A 17,398-nucleotide genomic window follows, 5' to 3' on the forward strand; every position below is an offset into this window, starting at 1 on the left:
TTGGCAGTGAAACCCCTGATCTCATTAATAGTATTAATTCATTATTGACTAATTCTGATATAGCCAGAAAGTCGCAAAAGCGCAAATTAAGTGACGGTAAATAAAAGGTAAGTTGAACTTAAAATAACGTTTCGCACGTCGGATAAAATAAGGGGGTTTAAGGTTTTTTGGCTGTTAAGCCCTTGTGTGACGGGCTTTTTGCTGATGTGTCATACGCGGGGTCAGAGGCAGGGATAAATCTAAATATCGTGATGGTCACATTGTTTGAATGTTAGCGTAGCTGTTTAATGAATTAAGCAGGGATGAAGAAGATATTGAATATGATATATTTGTTGCGTTTATTTATTAATGTTATGCATGGGTTGAATTCGCCGGGAAATAGGCTAAAGGTGTCAGGTGTTAAATAAGTCCAGATGGAGTGATTTTATTTTTTTATTATTCAAAAGTGAGAAAAATAATAAGCGGATAAAGCCCGGGTAAAAATGCCCGGGCCTGTTTATTGCCATTAACCGGTAACAATATGATTTTGTGAGACCAATTCCTCATAGGTGGTCTGCACATCATCCAGCGTCACCAGCGGGGTAGGGGCGTAGCTGGTTCCTGCGCCATCCCGATCGATGGAGATCAGGGTGTTGCCGTCGCTGCCAGAAACCTGGATATAGTTCCCCAGCGTCGCGCGATCCCCGTCCCAGCCGACCAGCAGTTCGCTGATATCAATTTTATCCCCGTCCGCCAGCGAGAAGTCGCTCAGGTGGTCGCTGCCGCTGTTGCCCGCCGTGGCGTTGCCCACCTGGTTATCCAGTACGTGATAGATCACGGTCTCGCCGCTGTCGCTGTGGGTAAGGCTCTCCACTGCCAGCGGTTCAACGCTTGCCAGCGTCGCCAGCTGCGGCGTTTCTACCGGAGTTTCCACCGGAGTGCCAGGGATGCCAGGGGAGGCGGGATCGACGTTAATCGTCCAGATATCGGAGAGTTCACTGTGGTTGCCGCGTCTGTCGACGGCATCGGCCGTCAGGTCATGGACGCCATTCGTCATATGGGCATTTACCTGGAATGACCAGTTACCGTCAACGCCCACCTCGGTGAAACCGATCTGATCCTGACCGCTGTAGATAAAGATTTTGGTACCCGCTTCGCCGGTGCCGACAATCAGCGGGGCGCGGTCGTTGGTGATGTCGCCGCTGTGAATGGTGCCCAGCCCCTCCAGCACGTCATCGATCACGTCGGTAATGATCGGTTTGGCCGGTGGGGTGGTATCCGGGGCGGTCAGCATGCTTTCCGGGCTGATGTTGCCCGCCTTGTCGGTGGCGGTGAACAGCATCTCTTCCCCGTTCTTTTTCGGCTGCGGGAACACTACCGAGAAGCTGCCGTTGTCGCCGGCGACCACGCGACCCACCTCGACGGTGCCCTCACGAATGATGACGGTACTGCCGGGCTCGGCAACGCCGGTGACCGTCAGACCATCGCCAGAGAGCGCAAGGTTGTCAGGACGCACCGGTGCGGTGGTGTCAAAGGCGCCTGCTTTGCCGGGCAGACTTTTGTTCTCTGAGGGATCCCAGGCGAATACGTCCAGCGTTTCGCCGTTGACCTGGCGCTGGGCAAGGTAGACAGAGAACTTACCATCCTCACCCACGGTGCCGCTGCCCAACACCTCGCCGGTGGCTGACATCACGGCAATTCTGGCGCCGATTTCGGCCACCCCCGTGAGGGTACCCCCGTTCTGCGCCACCACCAGTTCCGTTGGCGCATCCGGTGGGGTGAGATCCGGGGCAACGACGCTGCCCGGGGCGCTCTGGTTACCCGCCGCATCCTCGGCGACCACGTTCAGGGTCTGACCGTCGATCTGCGCGGCGCTCAGGACAAGGGTATACGCGCCGTTAGCGTCCGCTTTGATGGTGCCCAGATCTTCGCCCAGGCTGTTGCTTACGCTGACGGTAGCGTTCGGTTCAGCGGTGCCGGTTATCTGGGTGCCGTCGGCGTTAAGCGTGACGGTCGGTGCCGCCGGGGCGGTGAGATCGACCGTAAACGCAAAGGGCGCAGACAGCGCGCTGGTGTTACCAGCCAGATCGGTTTCGGTCAGGGTCAGGGAGTGGACGCCCTCCGCCAGCGGCTCGGTGGGGGTAAAGCTCCAGGTGCCGTTGGCCGCCACCTCGACTTCGGCCAGCAGTTCACCGTTGTCGTAAATGGCGATGGTGCTACCCACTTCTCCGGTGCCGGTCAGCTCGGGCTGGTCGGCATCAATAAATGCCCCGGCGGCGATGATCCCTTGCGTGGTGCCCTCGTTGTCGATTACCTGCACGGCAGGCGGGTTCGGCGCGAGGGTATCAATGGTGATAGAGAACACCGGCGACTCCGGACCGACGTTACCGGCCGGGTCGGTGGCGGTGGCGGTCAGCTGGTGGAAGCCATCGTTCAGATCGGCGGTGGGGGTGAAGGTCCAGCTGCCGTCGGCGTTGACCATCACGGAACCAATAGCAACGCCATTGTCATAGATGGTGATCTTCGCTCCCGGTTCACCGCTGCCGGTGAAGGTCGGGCGCGGATCGTCGGTGGTCTGATTGTCGGCGAGCGACCCGGTAATGCTGCCCACGTCGTCATCGGCGATGATGATTGAGGGTGCATCCGGTGCGGTGGTGTCGGCGGCGGTAATGGTGGCTTCGGGACTGACGTTGCCCGAGCCGTCCGTTGCCGTTGCGGTCAGGGTCTCGCCGTTGGTGTAAGGCGTGCCCAGCTCGACGGTGAACTCACCGTTGCCATTGGTGATGGTTTTGCCGATGACGTTGCCGTCGGCATCGGTGATGGTGATGCCGCTGTTGGGTTCGGCGTTACCCAGCAGCTGAGTGGCATCCGCCGAGAAGCGCAGGTTGGTCGGGGCGTCGGGTGGGGTGGTATCCTGCGGGGCCGGGCCCGGATCCACGCGATCGTCACCGCCACCCCCGCCGCCGCCGCCCCCGGCGGCCAGCGCAATACCGCCCGCGGCAGCCAGTCCGCCTAACACCCACGGCCAGATGGCGTTATCGTTGGACGAGCTGGTAACCGAGCCCGACAGCAGCGCGTCGGTTGACGGGATCTGTTGGTAACGCTCCACCGCCAGCGGCTCTTCAATCCACCACAGGGAGCCGTTTTCGTCCAGCACCAGCTCGTGGCTATTCACGAAGTAGTTTTTCAGGGTGAGGGTCTGGCCGTCGGCCATTTTGACCAGCAGATCGTTCCCGTTGCGGGTATACCCGTAAATCTCGCCGCGTCCTGCCTGGATTTTGACCACGGAGGCATCGCCCAGGATGACCTGCGAGCCTTCGGTTACCGTTTCTTTGCGCGTCACACTGGAGATGACAGTAATTTTACTCATTCGTATTACTCCCAACAGAGTTAATTGAAGTGCTGTGTGATTTACGTCAATTGTTCTCAGCAGATAATGAGCACCCTTAAGGAAGCACTATGTGTGAATAATAGTGACCTGCTGTAATAATTTTTGGGCGACCGGTGCCTGCCTGCTTGCACAGACGTGGCAAAGATCCTGGGCTCAGGATGATTCAGTGAGTACGGTTATCGGGATTATTTGTAAGGGCTGTAATCCCTGTTATTAATATTGCTATCATTTCATTAGGGCCTGAAATTGATATAGCCAGAAAGCACTAAAAGCGCAAATGAAGTGTCAGTAAACTTTACATAAGCGTTTAACGGATATATTTAGCACCTTTAACGCGGCGAGCGTACTCAGGCGAAAAGGTTGTCAGGGCTTGTCCTGTGCGGGCTGGGTGCATGCTGCAGTCGTTATTCAGGGCGGTGGGATATTGAGAATCATCACAGATCTTAGCGGTTATTCACGCTTTTTTTATTATTGGCATGAGTTTGGATTTTTCCCGAATTATCCCACGCTGATATTTATTGTTACAGAGGTTGTAATAACGAAGGACGCGATGAATAGTCGTGATTTAGATAAGTGGCATAATACGAAAGTATGATTTTTTCCTTTATCTATTTATTGTAAGGGAGGTTGTATCCAAATAAGAATAAGACAAAGGCATGAGTTTTCAATACGGCGGATAATAACAGCCCGGCAGTATAGCCTGGCTTTTACGGTTTCGCTTGGGGTGCGATGAGAATAAATTTTCGCGAATAAAGTAAAACCGTCGCGCGTTTACGGATTGATTTTCCCTGTTGCTAACCTGGAGTCACGATCATGCGTAAATTCGTTACCGCCCGCCTGGCAATCCCGCTGCTTCTGTGCTTTTTACAGTCCCCGTCTGCCCTGGCGCTGGGCGATAATAATTCCGATAAGACCACGCCGGACTGCCCCCGCGGCCAGGTATATGACAGCGCGAGCAAGAAATGCGTGCCGGATAAGTCCGCGAACCTGAGCGACACCGACAAGACTCATTACGCGTACCACCTGGCGAAAAAAGGTGAGTACCAGGCGGCCCTGAACCTGCTGGATAGCCTGAAAAACAGCAACACCGCCGAGGCGTGGAACTATCGCGGCTACGCCACCCGCAAGCTGGGGCGCACGGACGAGGGCATTGGCTATTATCAGCGCGCGCTGGCGCTTAAGCCAGACTACGCCCAGGCCCGGGAATATCTCGGCGAAGCCTGGATGGTAAAAGGCCGTCCCGATCTGGCCGGGGAGCAGCTCAAGGCGATTGCGGGCATCTGCGGCCAGGGCTGTGAAGAGTACCAGGATTTGCAGGCGGCCATTAACGGCCATCCTGAATCCTGAACCTGTTCATAAGGAGCTGAAAATCGCCACCCGCGACGTTCACCAGCAGCTTGCTGCTCATCTGACCCGCCTCTGGCGCTATGGGCTGGTTCTGTCGCGCAATCGCGAGATGGCCGAAGAGCTGGTGCAGGCAACCTGCGTTCGCGCGCTCGAAAAGGGTGCGCAGTACGCGCCAGGCACGCGCATCGACCGCTGGCTGTTTGCGATCCTGCATTCGATCTGGATCTCCGATCTGCGCGCACGGCGCGTGCGGATGGGGCAGGGTTTTGTCGACAGCGAGGATCTGCAGGCACCCGATACCGATGAGCAGGACGATAATCACCGGCGCTATCAGCAGATTATGCGCCGGGTGAACGCCCTGCCGGAGGCCCAGCGCAACACCCTCTTTCTGGTGTATGTCGAAGGTTTTACCTATCAGGAGGCGGCCGATACTCTGTCAGTGCCGATTGGCACGGTGATGAGTCGGCTGGCAAGTGCGCGGGCCACACTGGCAAAAACAGTGGATGCCCCGCTATCCACCAAGGAGAGACGGGGATGAACACACTCCGCTTTACCCCCCCTTATGACGATGAAGCCATCGTGGCCTGGCTGGACGGGCAAATGACGGAGGCTGACGCCCGGCAGTTTTCGCGCCTGCTGCGCAGCGAGGAGATCCTCGCCGGGCGTACCGCCGAACTGATGAAAAGCAATCAGGACTATCAACATGCCTTTGCGCCGCTGCTGGATGAGGCGCCTGATGCGCGGATGCTCGCCCGGCTGGATGCCCATCTTGCCGGGGCAGTGGCAGTGCGGCCGGGGGTCAGCCGCCGGGCGCTGATTGCCGCCTCGGTGGCGTTTCTGCTGACCGGCGTTGGGATCGGGTATCTGGCACGCCCGGGAGTGGACGACGGTATAGAAGCGCTACACGAAGACGCCAGCATTCGTGACCTGGAGGCGCACTACATGTCGCTCTACAGCGGTGAAACGCTGCTCGACGTCGACAGCTCGCCGTCGGTGCTGCGCCGCGGTCTGGCCCGCCTCGTCGGGGATATGGGTTTGCAGCTGCAGGAAAGCCAGCTGGTGTTAGCGGGAAGTGAGCTGAAGATGGTGCGCATTCTGCGCTATGAAAGTACCCCCATTGCCCAGATTGCGTGGAACCATGCCGACTACGGTCCGATGGCGCTGTGCGTGTCGGCGCACAAGCAGGGGGGCGGCAGTGCCATCAGCAGCGAGCAGCGCTATGGGATGAATATCGTCTGGTGGCGCAGCCCGCAGTATCAGTACGTCCTGATTGCCCGCACTCCGGTCGCGCAGCTGCAGGCGACCGCCCGTCAACTGCAGGCCGCGCTGTCATAGTGCGACAGCCGTTTTGGCCTTAATGGCGATCGAAATGGCGATCCGATCGTCCACCACCAGCGCAAAGCGATCCATTTTGTAAGCCGCGCGCGAGATGGCGGTGGTGGCATGCAGGGCGATCGGCCCTGCCGACTGGCGATCGAGCGTGGCCTCAAGGATCACCGGGCGGGTGAGATCCCGGACCGCAAGGGTGCCAAAGGCGCGGTAACGATCCTCCCCGAGCTTTACCACCCGGGTGCTGGTAAAGGTGATATGCGGGTAGCGCTGCGCATCAAAAAACATCTCGCTTTTCAGCTGCCAGGTGAGCAGGTTATTCGAGGCCTTGAGGGTGGCGACCGGGATTTGTACGTTGATACGATCGGCAAATTCATTGTCGGGATCGAGCGTCACCGCCCCCGTCACCCCGCTCAGATTCGCCCACGACAGAATGCCGCCAAACGCATGCCATGATAGTCGGATGGCCGTCTTATCCGTCTCGATAGTCCAGGTGGTCGGCACGGCATGGACCAGGGGGCAGAACAGCGTCGCGACCAGCAGGACAAAAGGGCGCAGCATAGGGTGACTCTCCATACCACAGGTAAAACGTTAACGTTCGAGGGTGCTGGTTTATTCGACGTGGGTTGCTGTGAAGTAAGCGTAGAAAAGTGGCAGGGAGTCGGCAAGAGAGTTGTTATTGCAGGGGTTGTGGTGAGTTCACAGTTTTGCTAAATCACCGGGCAGGCAGAAAGAGATTAAGGCCAGCGTCGTACGGCGCCGGCCTGCCCCAGAAACGCCGGTTACATATCGTCGCGGGTAAAGCCAACCACAATCTCCAGCGTATTGCGGATGATATCTGCTGCTGCGGGATCGGGGGTGACTTCCAGGGCGTGGATCAACTGCAGAATAATTTCTTTATTCGACACGTTATCGCCGCAGAGCAAAATACATCTGATGGCTGCGCCTAATACCGCCGCTTCATCAGATAAGGACGCACCAGCGGTGCGAAAGTGTTTTGCCAGAGCCTGGTCATGCAGTGCGTCAAATTTATAACTGTGCTGTGCAATGTCTTTGTTCATCTTATTCACCAGAATAAAAATTAATGTTTTTTGTCAGCGCGTTGTTGGCTATTTTTGGTCATGAGATGGTGCATATTATCAATGCTGTAGTTGCCCCTTATCTCTGCATGGTTACTGGCGTGTCCGGAAGTACGTTGTTCAATTTCGGCCACCGCCGCAGCAAGCGCCGTCTGTCTTTCAGGATCGCTTTCGCTTAGCGCCATGGCACGCAGCTTGCTGGCCAGCGCCTTGAAATTAATGGGCCCATTGTTTTTTAAAATTAACAATACGGCTTCGCCAATAAGATCATCTTTCAGTTTTTCAGGTTTCGTTCTGTGCATAACTGTTCTCATACTGCTGAGGGGAGGCCGGGCTCACCGCAGCATGTTATCAGTAATATTTTTAAGCCAGCCGTCGGGTCCGAGCCGGCGCGTATCAATATACTGACTGATGTAAGCTATGGAAGTTCGGTTGTCTTTATCGTTCAAAAAACAAACCAATCAATTCATTGTAATGAGCAATCTCTTCCTCGTTTTCAGTCAGTTCCACCCGGTGCAGCAACTTCGTGCAAATGCTCAGTCGGCTCAGGCTCCGTCCTTCCTTCAGAATTTCACTCACAATCACGCCCAGCGTCTCCTGTTGCGTAGGCATGCTGGCTTTATTGAAGTAGGCCGAGATGGCCATGGCTGAACTCTGGTGCGAACCGTTATGTCGCATAGTGACTCCGGATGGGTAGGTTTAAATTATTGATAAAAAAATATACGAAAAGGTTAAAGTTGTACATGAATCTTGTACAGAAATGTCCGAATACGTAACAAAACCGTGTTATCTGGTGAAGTAATGCACAAAATCTGCGTCAGGAAAGGCTTTTCAGGCAGCAATGTGTACAGGTTTGTCGTGCAGGTAAGGGGCTGGAGCAAAAAACGCCAGAAGGCGCTGCGCTTATCTGGTCTACGGGGATGCGGCTTATGGGTTTGCCAGACCGGGCAAGCGCAGCGCCCCCGGCATGCCCTTCTGCCAGGTCGCGCTGCAACGTTTCGGTGGGATTAAATCTCTTTAAACGCCAGCTCCAGCCGGGCCAGCAGGGGTTTGAACAGGTAGCTCAGGAAGGTGCGTTCCCCGGTTTTGATGGTTACGCTGGCGGGCATCCCGGCTTTGATCTTGTAATCCCCTAACAGATGCACCCCTTCGGCGGAGACCTGTACTTCGGCCAGGTAGTACGGTTGCTGGGTGACTTTATCGGTTAAGCGGTCTGCCGAGACCGTCAGCACCCGGGCGGGGACCGACGGGAGCAGGGCGTGGTTGAGGGCCGGGAACAGTACGTCGACCGTCAGCCCTGGGGCCAGCTTGTCGATGGCCTGTACCGGGATTTTGGCGTCGATTTGCAGCGGCTGGCCGGCGGCAACGATATCCATTAAATGCTCGCCCGGCTGAATGATCCCGCCCACGGTGCTGACTTTGACATCCAGCACGATCCCGTCGATAGGGGAGCGGATCACCGTGTTATCCAGCTCATGCCGGGTCGACATTAGCTCGTCCTCCAGCATCGCCACCTCTTTTTGCTTCAGGGTCAATTCCGACTCCACTTCGCGCAGGTACTGGTGCTGCACCTGATAGGCTTTGATCCGCAGTTCATTCTGCTGCGACTTGAGCCTGGCGATGTTGAGAATATCCTCGGAGACGGTGCTGGATATTTCAGCGGCCTCGCGCTCCAGCACCATTAGCTGGGCCTTGGGGTAGTAGTTTTTCTCGGTCAGCGCCCGGATGGCCCCCAGCTCTTTATTAATCAGAGTGAACTGATGCTCGCGATAACCTTTTATTTTATTCAGGTTCCCGGTCTGTTCGGTCAGGCCATCCAGCGACTCCTCGATCATCGAGATCTCATCCTGAATGTTTTTGCGGCGCGTCTCGAACAGCCTGGTCTGCAGCTGCTGGCTCTCTGCCAGCCGCTTATTGCTGGCAAAGTTTTTGCTCAGCGTGTCGCTAAAGGTGATGGCGTCCGCCCCGTTGCGCTCCGCCAGCAGGCGGTCTTCGCTGGTTTTGGCAGAGATAAACTGCGCGCTCAGGGCGCTGTAGCGCATGTCGAGCTGCAGGGTATCCAGGCGCATCAGCACCTGGTTCTTTTTCACCACTTCGCCCTCTTTCATATAGATATCGGTGACCCGGCCGCCGCTTAAGTGCTGGATGGTTTTACGGTTGCTCGACACGGTGACGGTGCCCTCGGCCACCACCCCGGCATCCAGCGGCGCTTTGCCTGCCCACAGTAAGAACCCGCCCACGGCGATCAGGATAACGATCGTGCCGCGAATCAGCGGCGGCCAGATATTGATATCCACGCCGTCACCGTCGGGCATCGCAGGGCTGTTGTTGTTCTTTTTCATCATAATGCCTCTCGTTGGGGTTCGTGGCTGACGGAAGGGGCGTTGTCGGCCGCCAGTGCATCGGCAGCGGCGGCGGTCGGCACGGATTTGAGCATGTTGGCCTGGCGCAGGTTGGCAAACACCTGCTCGCGCGGGCCGAACGCCTGGACGGCGCCTTCGTTAATCAGCAGGACTTTGTTGACCACGCCCAGCAGGGTTGGGCGATGGGAAATCAACACCACGGTTTGCCCTTGTGTGCGCAGGGTGGTGATTGCTTTGATAAGGGCCATCTCGCCGATGTCGTCGAGGTTGGCATTCGGCTCATCGAGGACGATAAAGGCCGGATTGTTGTACACCGCCCGCGCCAGGCCGATGCGCTGGCGCTGGCCGCCGGAGAGCTGATAACCCCCCATCCCGAGCGGGGTGTCGTAGCCCTGCGGCAGGCGCAGGATCATCTCGTGAACCCCGGCCAGATGCGCGGCGGCCACGATAAGCTCGCTGTCGGCGTGACCAAAGCGGGAGATGTTCTGGGCGATGCTGCCGTCAAACAGCTCCACATCCTGCGGGAGATAGCCGATGGACGGGCCAAGCAGGACTTTATCCCACTGGCAAATGTCTGCTCCATCGATCCGCACCTTGCCGGATAACGGATGCCAGACGCCGACCAGCAGCTTCGCCAGCGAGCTTTTACCCGAGGCGGAAGGGCCGATGATCCCCAGCACTTCGCCCTGTTCGAGCTGGAAGGAGATATTGCGCAGCGTGGCGGCTTTCTGGCCCGGAGGGGCGGCGAAGATCCCTTCGACGCTGATGTTGCCTTTCGGCGTTGGCAGGGTCAGCACCTCTTTGGTGCCCGGATACTCCTGCAGCAGCCTGGTTAACTGGTGCCAGGCGCTGCGGAACTGGACGAACTGCTTCCAGCTGCTGATCACCTGTTCCACCGGGCTCAGCACCCGACCGAGGATAATCGAGGAGGCGATCATCAGCCCGGGGGTGATCTCCCCGGCGATGACCAGCAATGCCCCCGCACCCAGCGCCACGGACTGCAGCAGGACTCGCACAAAGCGGCTCAGGCTACTGAGGACCGAGGTTTTATCCGCAATCTGGGTTTGCAGCACCATCACTTTGCTGTGCTGCTCCAGCCAGTGCTGCTTCAGGGTGCCGAGCATCCCCATCGCTTCGATGGTGTCGGCATTCTGCAGCTGCTTATTCAGCCGGGTGGTGTTGTGTACGCTTAATTCATGTGCCTGCTGAATCGGCGATTTGGTGGCGAGTTCCGTTATCAGGGTCAGGAAAAACAGGACGAGAATCCCCCCGAGCGATAAATACCCCAGCAGAGGATGCACCAGGAAGGCAATCAGTAAATAGAAGGGCGTCCAGGGGATATCCAGCAGGGCAAATAAACTGTTGCCGGAAAGCACCTGCCGTATTTGCCCCAGCTCGTTCAGCGCCTGCGCCGGGTTATTATCCCCCGTCGCCGTTTTACGCTTAAAAGCGGCGCTGAAGACCAGCTGATTTAATTTCACATCCAGACGGTTGCCGAGCCGGGTCATCACGCTGGCGCGGGCAAACTCAATCATCCCGATGACAATGTATATCCCAACGATCAGTAACGTTAACATCAGCAGGGTAGTGGTGTTCTGGCTGGCCAGAACCCGGTCGTACACCTGCAGCATATAGATTGCCGGCGCCAGCATAAGTAGATTTATCACGCTGCTAAAAAACAGCAGCATCATAAAAGCAGGTCTGGTTCCCTTCAGGGCTTTTTTCAGTTCTGTCGACTTATACTGGCGCGGCATGGTGTGCTCCTTATTACATCAATAAAGTAGTGTTTTTATTCCCGATTCACCGTTAGCTCAGCAGATGGAAATCATTAATCGTCACGGAGTTGGCTGCTGTCCCCGTTAACGTAATGACGTCGCCACCGCTGAGGGTTAGGGTGGTGGTGTTGTTATTGCCGGTAATCGAGACGCTGCTGGCGAACGTTGCCGCAGTAATGCCCCGGGTTTGCAGGTCGATAAAGTCCTGGCCGCCCGTCGGGTTACTGTCGAAGTCGGTGATGGTGTCGCGCCCGAAACCGACCCCGAAGACAAAGTTGTCACTGCCGCTGCCGCCGGTGAGGATGTCGTTACCCGCGTCGCCGATCAGGATATCGTTCCCTGTGCCGCCGTTAAGAGTATCGACGCCCGCACCGCCCGCCAGGGTGTCATTCCCGGCGTCGCCCTGCAGGTTATCGGTGCCGATTCCGCCTTCCAGATAGTCGTTGCCGAGGCCACCGATCAGCTGGTCGTTACCGTCCATGCCGAACAGCTGATCATTACCGATGCCGCCGGTGATGATGTTGTTCAGGGCGTTACCGGTACCGATAAAGTTGCCCAGTCCGGTGTAGGTCAGGACTTCAACGTTGGCGGTCAGATCGTAACTGCTGAGACTGGTGCGGACGGTGTCATTCCCGCCGTTTGCGTTCTCCACCACGATATCGCCCGCGTTGTCGACGACATAGATATCGTCGCCAGCGCCGCCGAACATGGTGTCGGCCCCCGCGCCGCCATCGAGGGTGTCGTTTCCGGCTTCGCCGTACAGCAGGTCGTTGCCGTTGCCGCCATTCACGGTGTCGTTGCCGTCATTGCCGTGCAGTTCATCGTTGCCGTCGCCGCCGTTCAGCGTGTCATTCCCTGTGCCGCCGAGCATGAAGTCATCGCCTCCCAGCCCGGTCAGGGTGTCGTTGCCCGCACCGCCGTCCAGGTAATCGCTGCCACCGGTGCCGATAATGGCGTTCCCGCCGTTGTTGCCGACAATCAGATCCCCGACCGTCTGTGTGGCGGCAGACGTCAGCACCACGGAGGGGTTGCCTTCATCGTCGGTGACGGTGACGACCACCCGCAGGGTACGGTCAACCACGCCCTGGGTTGGGGTGTAGGTCGCCGCAGTGGCACCCGCAATGTTGACGAAGCCGAGCAGGGTGCTCATCTGCCACTGGAAGCGGAAGTTCCCCCCCGTCAGGCCATCGGCATCGGCAATGCCCGAGACCACAGCCGTCAGCGCCATGGTGCGGGTTGGCGTCTGGTCACTGATGGTCGGCGCTCCGGTAGTGGGTTGATCGCGTGGCCCGACCGGGCTGGTAAAGGCAGAGACCAGCGACTCAGCATCGCCCATGCGGTCGGTAAAGCTGGCGGTGACCCGCAGCTGAGAGCCTGCGAGGTTGTTCGGCACCCGGAACTCCACGCCGGTGGCCTGGTTGCGCCACTCGCCGCCGATTAGCGCCTGCCAGGTGTAGGTGATCGGCAGGTTGTCCGCGAGGCCGTTGCCATCCGCCAGGTTGGAGGTGCTGACGCGCAGCAGATCCCCCGCCGACGGGGCTTTGTTGCTGATGTCGACGTTGCCGGTGGCTTTTTGTGCCGTCACCCACAGCTGCGATTTATCGCCAAACTCCAGTTTTTCGATATTCAACAGGCGGTCGATACCGTCGTTGTCCGGCAGGGCGGCATCCGGGGTGGCGTGGTTGACCGTCAGGCTACCGTCGGCATTACGGCTGAACAGATAGTTGCTGCTGATATCCCGGTACAGCGCAATATCGGTTTCACCTTTGTTACCATCGCTGAGGATCTCGCGCACGATGTGCAGCTGGCCCGGGTTGATGGTGCCATTCAGCATCTCGAATTTGATGTCGTTCATGCTGTCGACGCTCTTAATCGCGGCCCCCTGTGCATCCCTGACTTCGATTCGCACGTTCAGCCAGGCATCGCCATCGATAATGTCATTGCCCGCCTTACCCATGATACGGTCGCTGCCGCCGCCGCCGAGGATAATGTCGGCACCGTTGTCCGGGTTAAGCACAACGCCATTGACTGCGCCATTCATCAGGGTGCTGCCGACCACCTTATCCAGCCCGGCGATCCGCGCCACGCCTTCAAGGGTCAGGTTGTTAGACAGCGGCGTGCCCTGCACCGGGGCGGTACCGAGCGGCTGATCGGTGCCGGTGAGCACATCGTCAAATTTCCAGCCCGACAGACCTTCGACCAGGTCGAAGCGGTCGCGCAGGATAAACTCCTGCTGGTTGACGAAGATCGGAATGCCCAGGTCCGAGTTGGCGGCGGTGGTATCGCCTTTGTGGATCGCCCAGTCGAAACCGGCCATCCCGTTGTTACGCTGGATGCCCGCGCCCTGGACCATGATGTCATCGCCCGCTTCGCCGTCGTAGTCGGTGTCGTTACCCTGACCGTTCAGGACGTCGTGGCCGATGAGGGTACTGTTGAAGAACAGCTCGGAGTTTTCGCCGGTCAGGGAGTCAAAGCCGTCGCCGCCTTCCAGCCAGTCGTCGCCTTCGTTGCCCATCAGCGCGTCGGCACCGGAGCCACCGAGGATGAAGTCGTTATCCAGACCGCCAAACACTTCCTGGGCATCTTCGCCGACGACAATAAAGTCCTTGCCGCTGCCGCCGAAGCTCAGGTCATTGCCGTTACCGGAGAAGATAACGTCGTTGCCGGCATCACCGTGCAGGAAGTCCGCTCCACCTACCGGCGTACCGGTGTCGGTGATAATGTCGTCCCCGTCGCCGCCGTGCACGGTATCGGCTTCGTCGCCGCCGTCGAGACGATCGTTACCGCCGTCACCCCACAGGCTGTCGATACCTTTGCCGCCAATTAAGGTGTCGTTCCCCTGTGAGCCGCCCAGCACCACGTGGCCATCACCGGCGTATTTCAGATAGGCGCCGTTTCCATCGGCTCCGGCCTCTTTACGCACCACCAGCGGAGTAAGCAGATCTTTGAGCGGATTACCCCAGGTCGGATCGACCTCGGTCTGTACGCGGGTGTTCACTTCCAGCGTGTGATCCGGGGTCATGAACAGTTTGGCGTGGACGTGAGAGGAGCCGACTTCGCCCAGGTCGCTGTTACGCATCACCAGGGCGGCAAACGAGTTGGCCTCCAGCTGGTTGAGCATGTTCAGCCCCTGAGTACGGCTCAGATAGTAGAAGCGGTCCCCGTCCTGCAGCATCTCCATCTGGGTTTCAAAGACGAAGTTAAAGGTCGAGCCGAGCATGCCGCCGAACTCGTTTTTGCGCTCCGCCAGCCCGCCAATCCAGAAATCGACCATGTTCAGGCCGGTCTCTTTGGTCGCCCATGCGCCTGTGCTGTTGAAGAAGTCAAACGCATCGGCGCGGGTCGCGTCGTTGGCCGGACCAAACAGCAGGAACTCCACCGCCGCACGTTTTCCGGCGACCGTAGTGGCATCGGTGATCAACTTATGCTGACCGTAGGCGGCCATAAAGTTGATGATCGAGGCGGTGTTTTTCAGGTAATAGGCAAAATCCGACCAGCTGGTATAGGGTTTGAGCTCGCTGTTGCCCGTGATTTCAAAGAACTGTGCGCGGGCTTCGTTGAGGGTTGGCATAAAGGTGTCGCGGCCGCGGGCGATGTTGAGGGCGCCCAGGTCCAGCGGCAGGCCGACCAGGTTGTTACGCAGCGCACCGGTAATGAACTCGTCAATTTCGTTGCCGATTTGACGGGTCATCCCGCGCACGATGGCGCCAATGGCCTGTTCATTGCTCATGTCCCCGTCGTTATCGAAGGCCAGCGGGTTGAGGAATGCCTGAATCAGTCCCAGGTCATCACTCAGCATATCGCTGTCGGTACGGGCGACGGTTTCGGTCAGCATTGAGTGGCCGAAGCGGTACACCACGTGCGCGAACTCGGCGAAGATCGCCGGGTTGATGTCGGCGGTGGGCGAGAACACAAACGGATCCACTGCGGGCTGGACGGCACGGCCAAACTCTTCAAACACCAGGTGCTGGTATTCCATTTCGGTGGTAAAGCGACCGGCCTGGAACAGATATTCCCCATTCCACACCAGAGTGCTGGTGTCGGCAGGGATCTCGGTGATCTGGTGATTGGGCATCAGCCACGGGTTGATCACCGCGACATCGTTTGACGCCAGCAGGGTGGTTTTATACTGCTCTACCAGCCGGTTATGTTCGTCGTGGAATACCGAGTGTACGGCGGTCAGGCCGATGTTTTCGTTACCGCGACCATCGCCGGTGATGAAGTGCCGGTCGAGCAGTTCGTTATCGTAAGTGCCTGCTTCGGTCGTCCCGTTGATGGCACTATCGGCGTCGGTGGCCAGAACTTTTGTGGTGCCGTCAGCGAGGGTTATGAACTTCGGCACCGCCGTGTGGGCGATATCATCGAGGAAGGCATGACCGGTGCGCAGCGTGTCTGACGGTAAGACATCACCGTTGGCTTTTACCAGACCGTGGGCGGTGACAATCTGCACTTTGCCGTCGGAACTTAACATCAGGTTGCCGTAACGGTCCGTTGCCAGCAGCGGGACGTTGAAAATATCCGCGTCGGTCAGCTTGATGCCGAGAAACTCCAGGGCATGTGCTTTGACCTCGCCCCAGGTGGCGATCCCGTGCGCGCCGTTGAGCAGATGGCCGGTTGGCTCGGGTTTGCCATCAATGATGGTGAATTCGCGCAGGAATATCTGATGCGACGGATGGGAGGTGTAGGTCTGGTTCTGATCGATCCACGGGGTGGTGGTGTTCACGGTGTTATGGGTGGCATCCACTTTGGCGCGGGTCAGGATCATAAAGTTGGTCGGGGAACCTTCCACATACAGCGGATCGTCAGGCAGCAACGGGATAAAGACGATGCCGTTGCCTTCTTTTGGGATCAGATCCAGACCGTGGTCAAAGAACTGACCGAAGAAGGTCATCCAGCCGTTAAAGGCCGGGGATAAGCCGACATCTGGCGACAGGTTGGGAATGTTCAGGCTACCGTTTACGCTGCCGCCGCCCCCCGGGGCGTCTTTGAGATCGTTGGCCGCTTCTACCGCAGCAGGGTTTTTCGTGCTCTGGTCAGAGATGATGTTACTGATTAAGCGCGGGTCGGAGTCCGTCACCATGCTGTTCGGACCGGAGGTAGTGAGATATTTAGCCAGTTCAGGGTCGTTGCGAATGGCCTCCAGATCCAGCGGAACCAGTCGTGGCATGGTCTGGTCGGCAGAGCCGTACTTCTCCTGACCGGGTAACAGGTTATTCCAGGTACCGTCCACGGTACGGATACCGTACGGGAGCAGCGGGTCACCCACCTCCTCACGAAGCTTGTCGCCATCGATCCCGCCATCGGCGGTGGTTGCCGACTCGGAGAGCTTGATCTGCTTCAGAATAAATTCGAGGTCGTGGAGTGTGACAGTAAAATCATATTGTTCGGCCATAAATAATTACCTTTGCTTGATTTGCTATCATCTTTCTTTTTGCCGCCGAAGGGGCGTCAGAAAAGAATGCACCGGTTCATGCTGAGTGAAAGGTCTGTTTATGATTGCATTAATATGCTCCCTGTTAAGTCGTTAATGGCAATGCCCTTTTGCCCAATATAATTTGGGTTACGGGAATATGCGTTTGGGTAAGTTTATTTATCGCGTCAGTGGGCGAGATAAATAAAATCACAAACCGACTCGGCTCTTTGAACGACAGGACGCCTTCAAAGCGGCAGGGTTGTTGATAATGACAATTGTTTAGCAATGCTTAATTTGTGTTTAGAATTGTTATCACATGTTACGGGTGGGCTATGGAGATAACTATGGAGGGTCTTTACCTTCCCACAATAATACTTTTTTATGAGCCAGAGATATATTCGAGGTTTAGCTTAAGGCGTGAGTGTGTATATTGATTTTCGTGCTAATTAAAAACCGTGACAGGTTAATGTAAAACAAGGGATATGTTGAGGGGGCAACACACAGGCCAGCAATGGCGGTGCCTGTGGCGCGATGAGGTTGTACGCGCAGGACGAAAAATAAACCGTTCTGACTGTCTTTTTTCTGTAACAAACCCGCTATGCTTAGTCGGATGTTCAATCCGCTAATTGGGCGATGAGAGGTTAGCGTGGTTGTTGTGTTTATTTTTTAAATTCTGTACGCATTAAAGTTAGTTGTACATTTATGGCTTTTGAATGGTTTAT

At 57.1% G+C, this 17,398-nt stretch carries 11 protein-coding genes; 3 read left to right on the top strand and 8 right to left on the bottom strand.

Features of this window, described 5'->3' with window-relative positions; translation table 11 throughout:
• Window positions 1-505: 505 nt before the first annotated feature.
• Window positions 506-3,349, bottom strand: a complete 2,844-nt coding sequence (locus tag M8014_RS08035) for an Ig-like domain-containing protein (RefSeq protein ID WP_271281996.1) — start codon at window positions 3,347-3,349, stop codon at window positions 506-508.
• A gap of 834 nt (window positions 3,350-4,183) precedes the next feature.
• Here M8014_RS08035 and M8014_RS08040 point away from each other — a divergent pair.
• Genes M8014_RS08040 through M8014_RS08050 form a run of 3 tightly spaced genes read left to right on the top strand, consistent with a single transcriptional unit; the run spans window position 4,184 to window position 6,052 of the window.
• On the top strand, window positions 4,184-4,717 hold the full coding sequence (locus M8014_RS08040; protein WP_271281997.1) for a tetratricopeptide repeat protein: 534 nt from the start codon (window positions 4,184-4,186) through the stop codon (window positions 4,715-4,717).
• The gene (locus tag M8014_RS08045; protein ID WP_336264611.1) at window positions 4,704-5,255 is read left to right on the top strand and encodes a sigma-70 family RNA polymerase sigma factor; all 552 of its coding nucleotides are present in this window, start codon (window positions 4,704-4,706) and stop codon (window positions 5,253-5,255) included. Before M8014_RS08040 ends, M8014_RS08045 begins: the two co-directional genes overlap by 14 nt.
• Entirely contained in the window at window positions 5,252-6,052 is an 801-nt protein-coding gene (locus M8014_RS08050; protein WP_271281998.1) for an anti-sigma factor family protein, read from the top strand. The genes M8014_RS08045 and M8014_RS08050 overlap by 4 nt, the downstream gene beginning before the upstream one ends.
• Here the strand turns inward: M8014_RS08050 and M8014_RS08055 are convergent.
• From M8014_RS08055 to M8014_RS08085, 7 genes are all read right to left on the bottom strand, one after another.
• Window positions 6,047-6,607: a YceI family protein gene (locus tag M8014_RS08055; protein WP_271281999.1), complete on the bottom strand. Its 561-nt coding sequence runs from the start codon at window positions 6,605-6,607 to the stop codon at window positions 6,047-6,049. The two genes, M8014_RS08050 and M8014_RS08055, sit on opposite strands and share 6 nt — an antisense overlap.
• A 221-nt stretch (window positions 6,608-6,828) precedes the next feature.
• Window positions 6,829-7,107, bottom strand: coding sequence for a biofilm development regulator YmgB/AriR family protein (locus M8014_RS08060; protein ID WP_271282000.1), 279 nt, complete (start codon window positions 7,105-7,107; stop codon window positions 6,829-6,831).
• A gap of 20 nt (window positions 7,108-7,127) precedes the next feature.
• Window positions 7,128-7,427 carry a hypothetical protein gene (locus M8014_RS08065; RefSeq protein WP_271282001.1) on the bottom strand — a complete coding sequence of 100 codons (300 nt, stop codon included), beginning with the start codon at window positions 7,425-7,427 and terminating at the stop codon, window positions 7,128-7,130.
• Between the two features lie 136 nt (window positions 7,428-7,563).
• The gene (ycgZ, locus tag M8014_RS08070; protein WP_271282002.1) at window positions 7,564-7,803 is read right to left on the bottom strand and encodes a regulatory protein YcgZ; all 240 of its coding nucleotides are present in this window, start codon (window positions 7,801-7,803) and stop codon (window positions 7,564-7,566) included.
• 329 nt (window positions 7,804-8,132) lie between these two features.
• A complete protein-coding gene (locus M8014_RS08075) occupies window positions 8,133-9,470 on the bottom strand; it encodes an HlyD family type I secretion periplasmic adaptor subunit (protein ID WP_271282003.1) in 1,338 nt (445 codons plus the stop codon).
• On the bottom strand, window positions 9,467-11,242 hold the full coding sequence (locus tag M8014_RS08080) for a type I secretion system permease/ATPase (RefSeq protein ID WP_271282004.1): 1,776 nt from the start codon (window positions 11,240-11,242) through the stop codon (window positions 9,467-9,469). The genes M8014_RS08075 and M8014_RS08080 overlap by 4 nt, the downstream gene beginning before the upstream one ends.
• Before the next feature lie 52 nt (window positions 11,243-11,294).
• Entirely contained in the window at window positions 11,295-16,655 is a 5,361-nt protein-coding gene (locus M8014_RS08085) for a peroxidase family protein (RefSeq protein WP_271282005.1), read from the bottom strand.
• Window positions 16,656-17,398: the final 743 nt, after the last annotated feature.

Origin of the sequence: Silvania hatchlandensis (assembly GCF_025564065.1) — a bacterium.
Classification (GTDB): domain Bacteria; phylum Pseudomonadota; class Gammaproteobacteria; order Enterobacterales; family Enterobacteriaceae; genus Enterobacter; species Enterobacter hatchlandensis.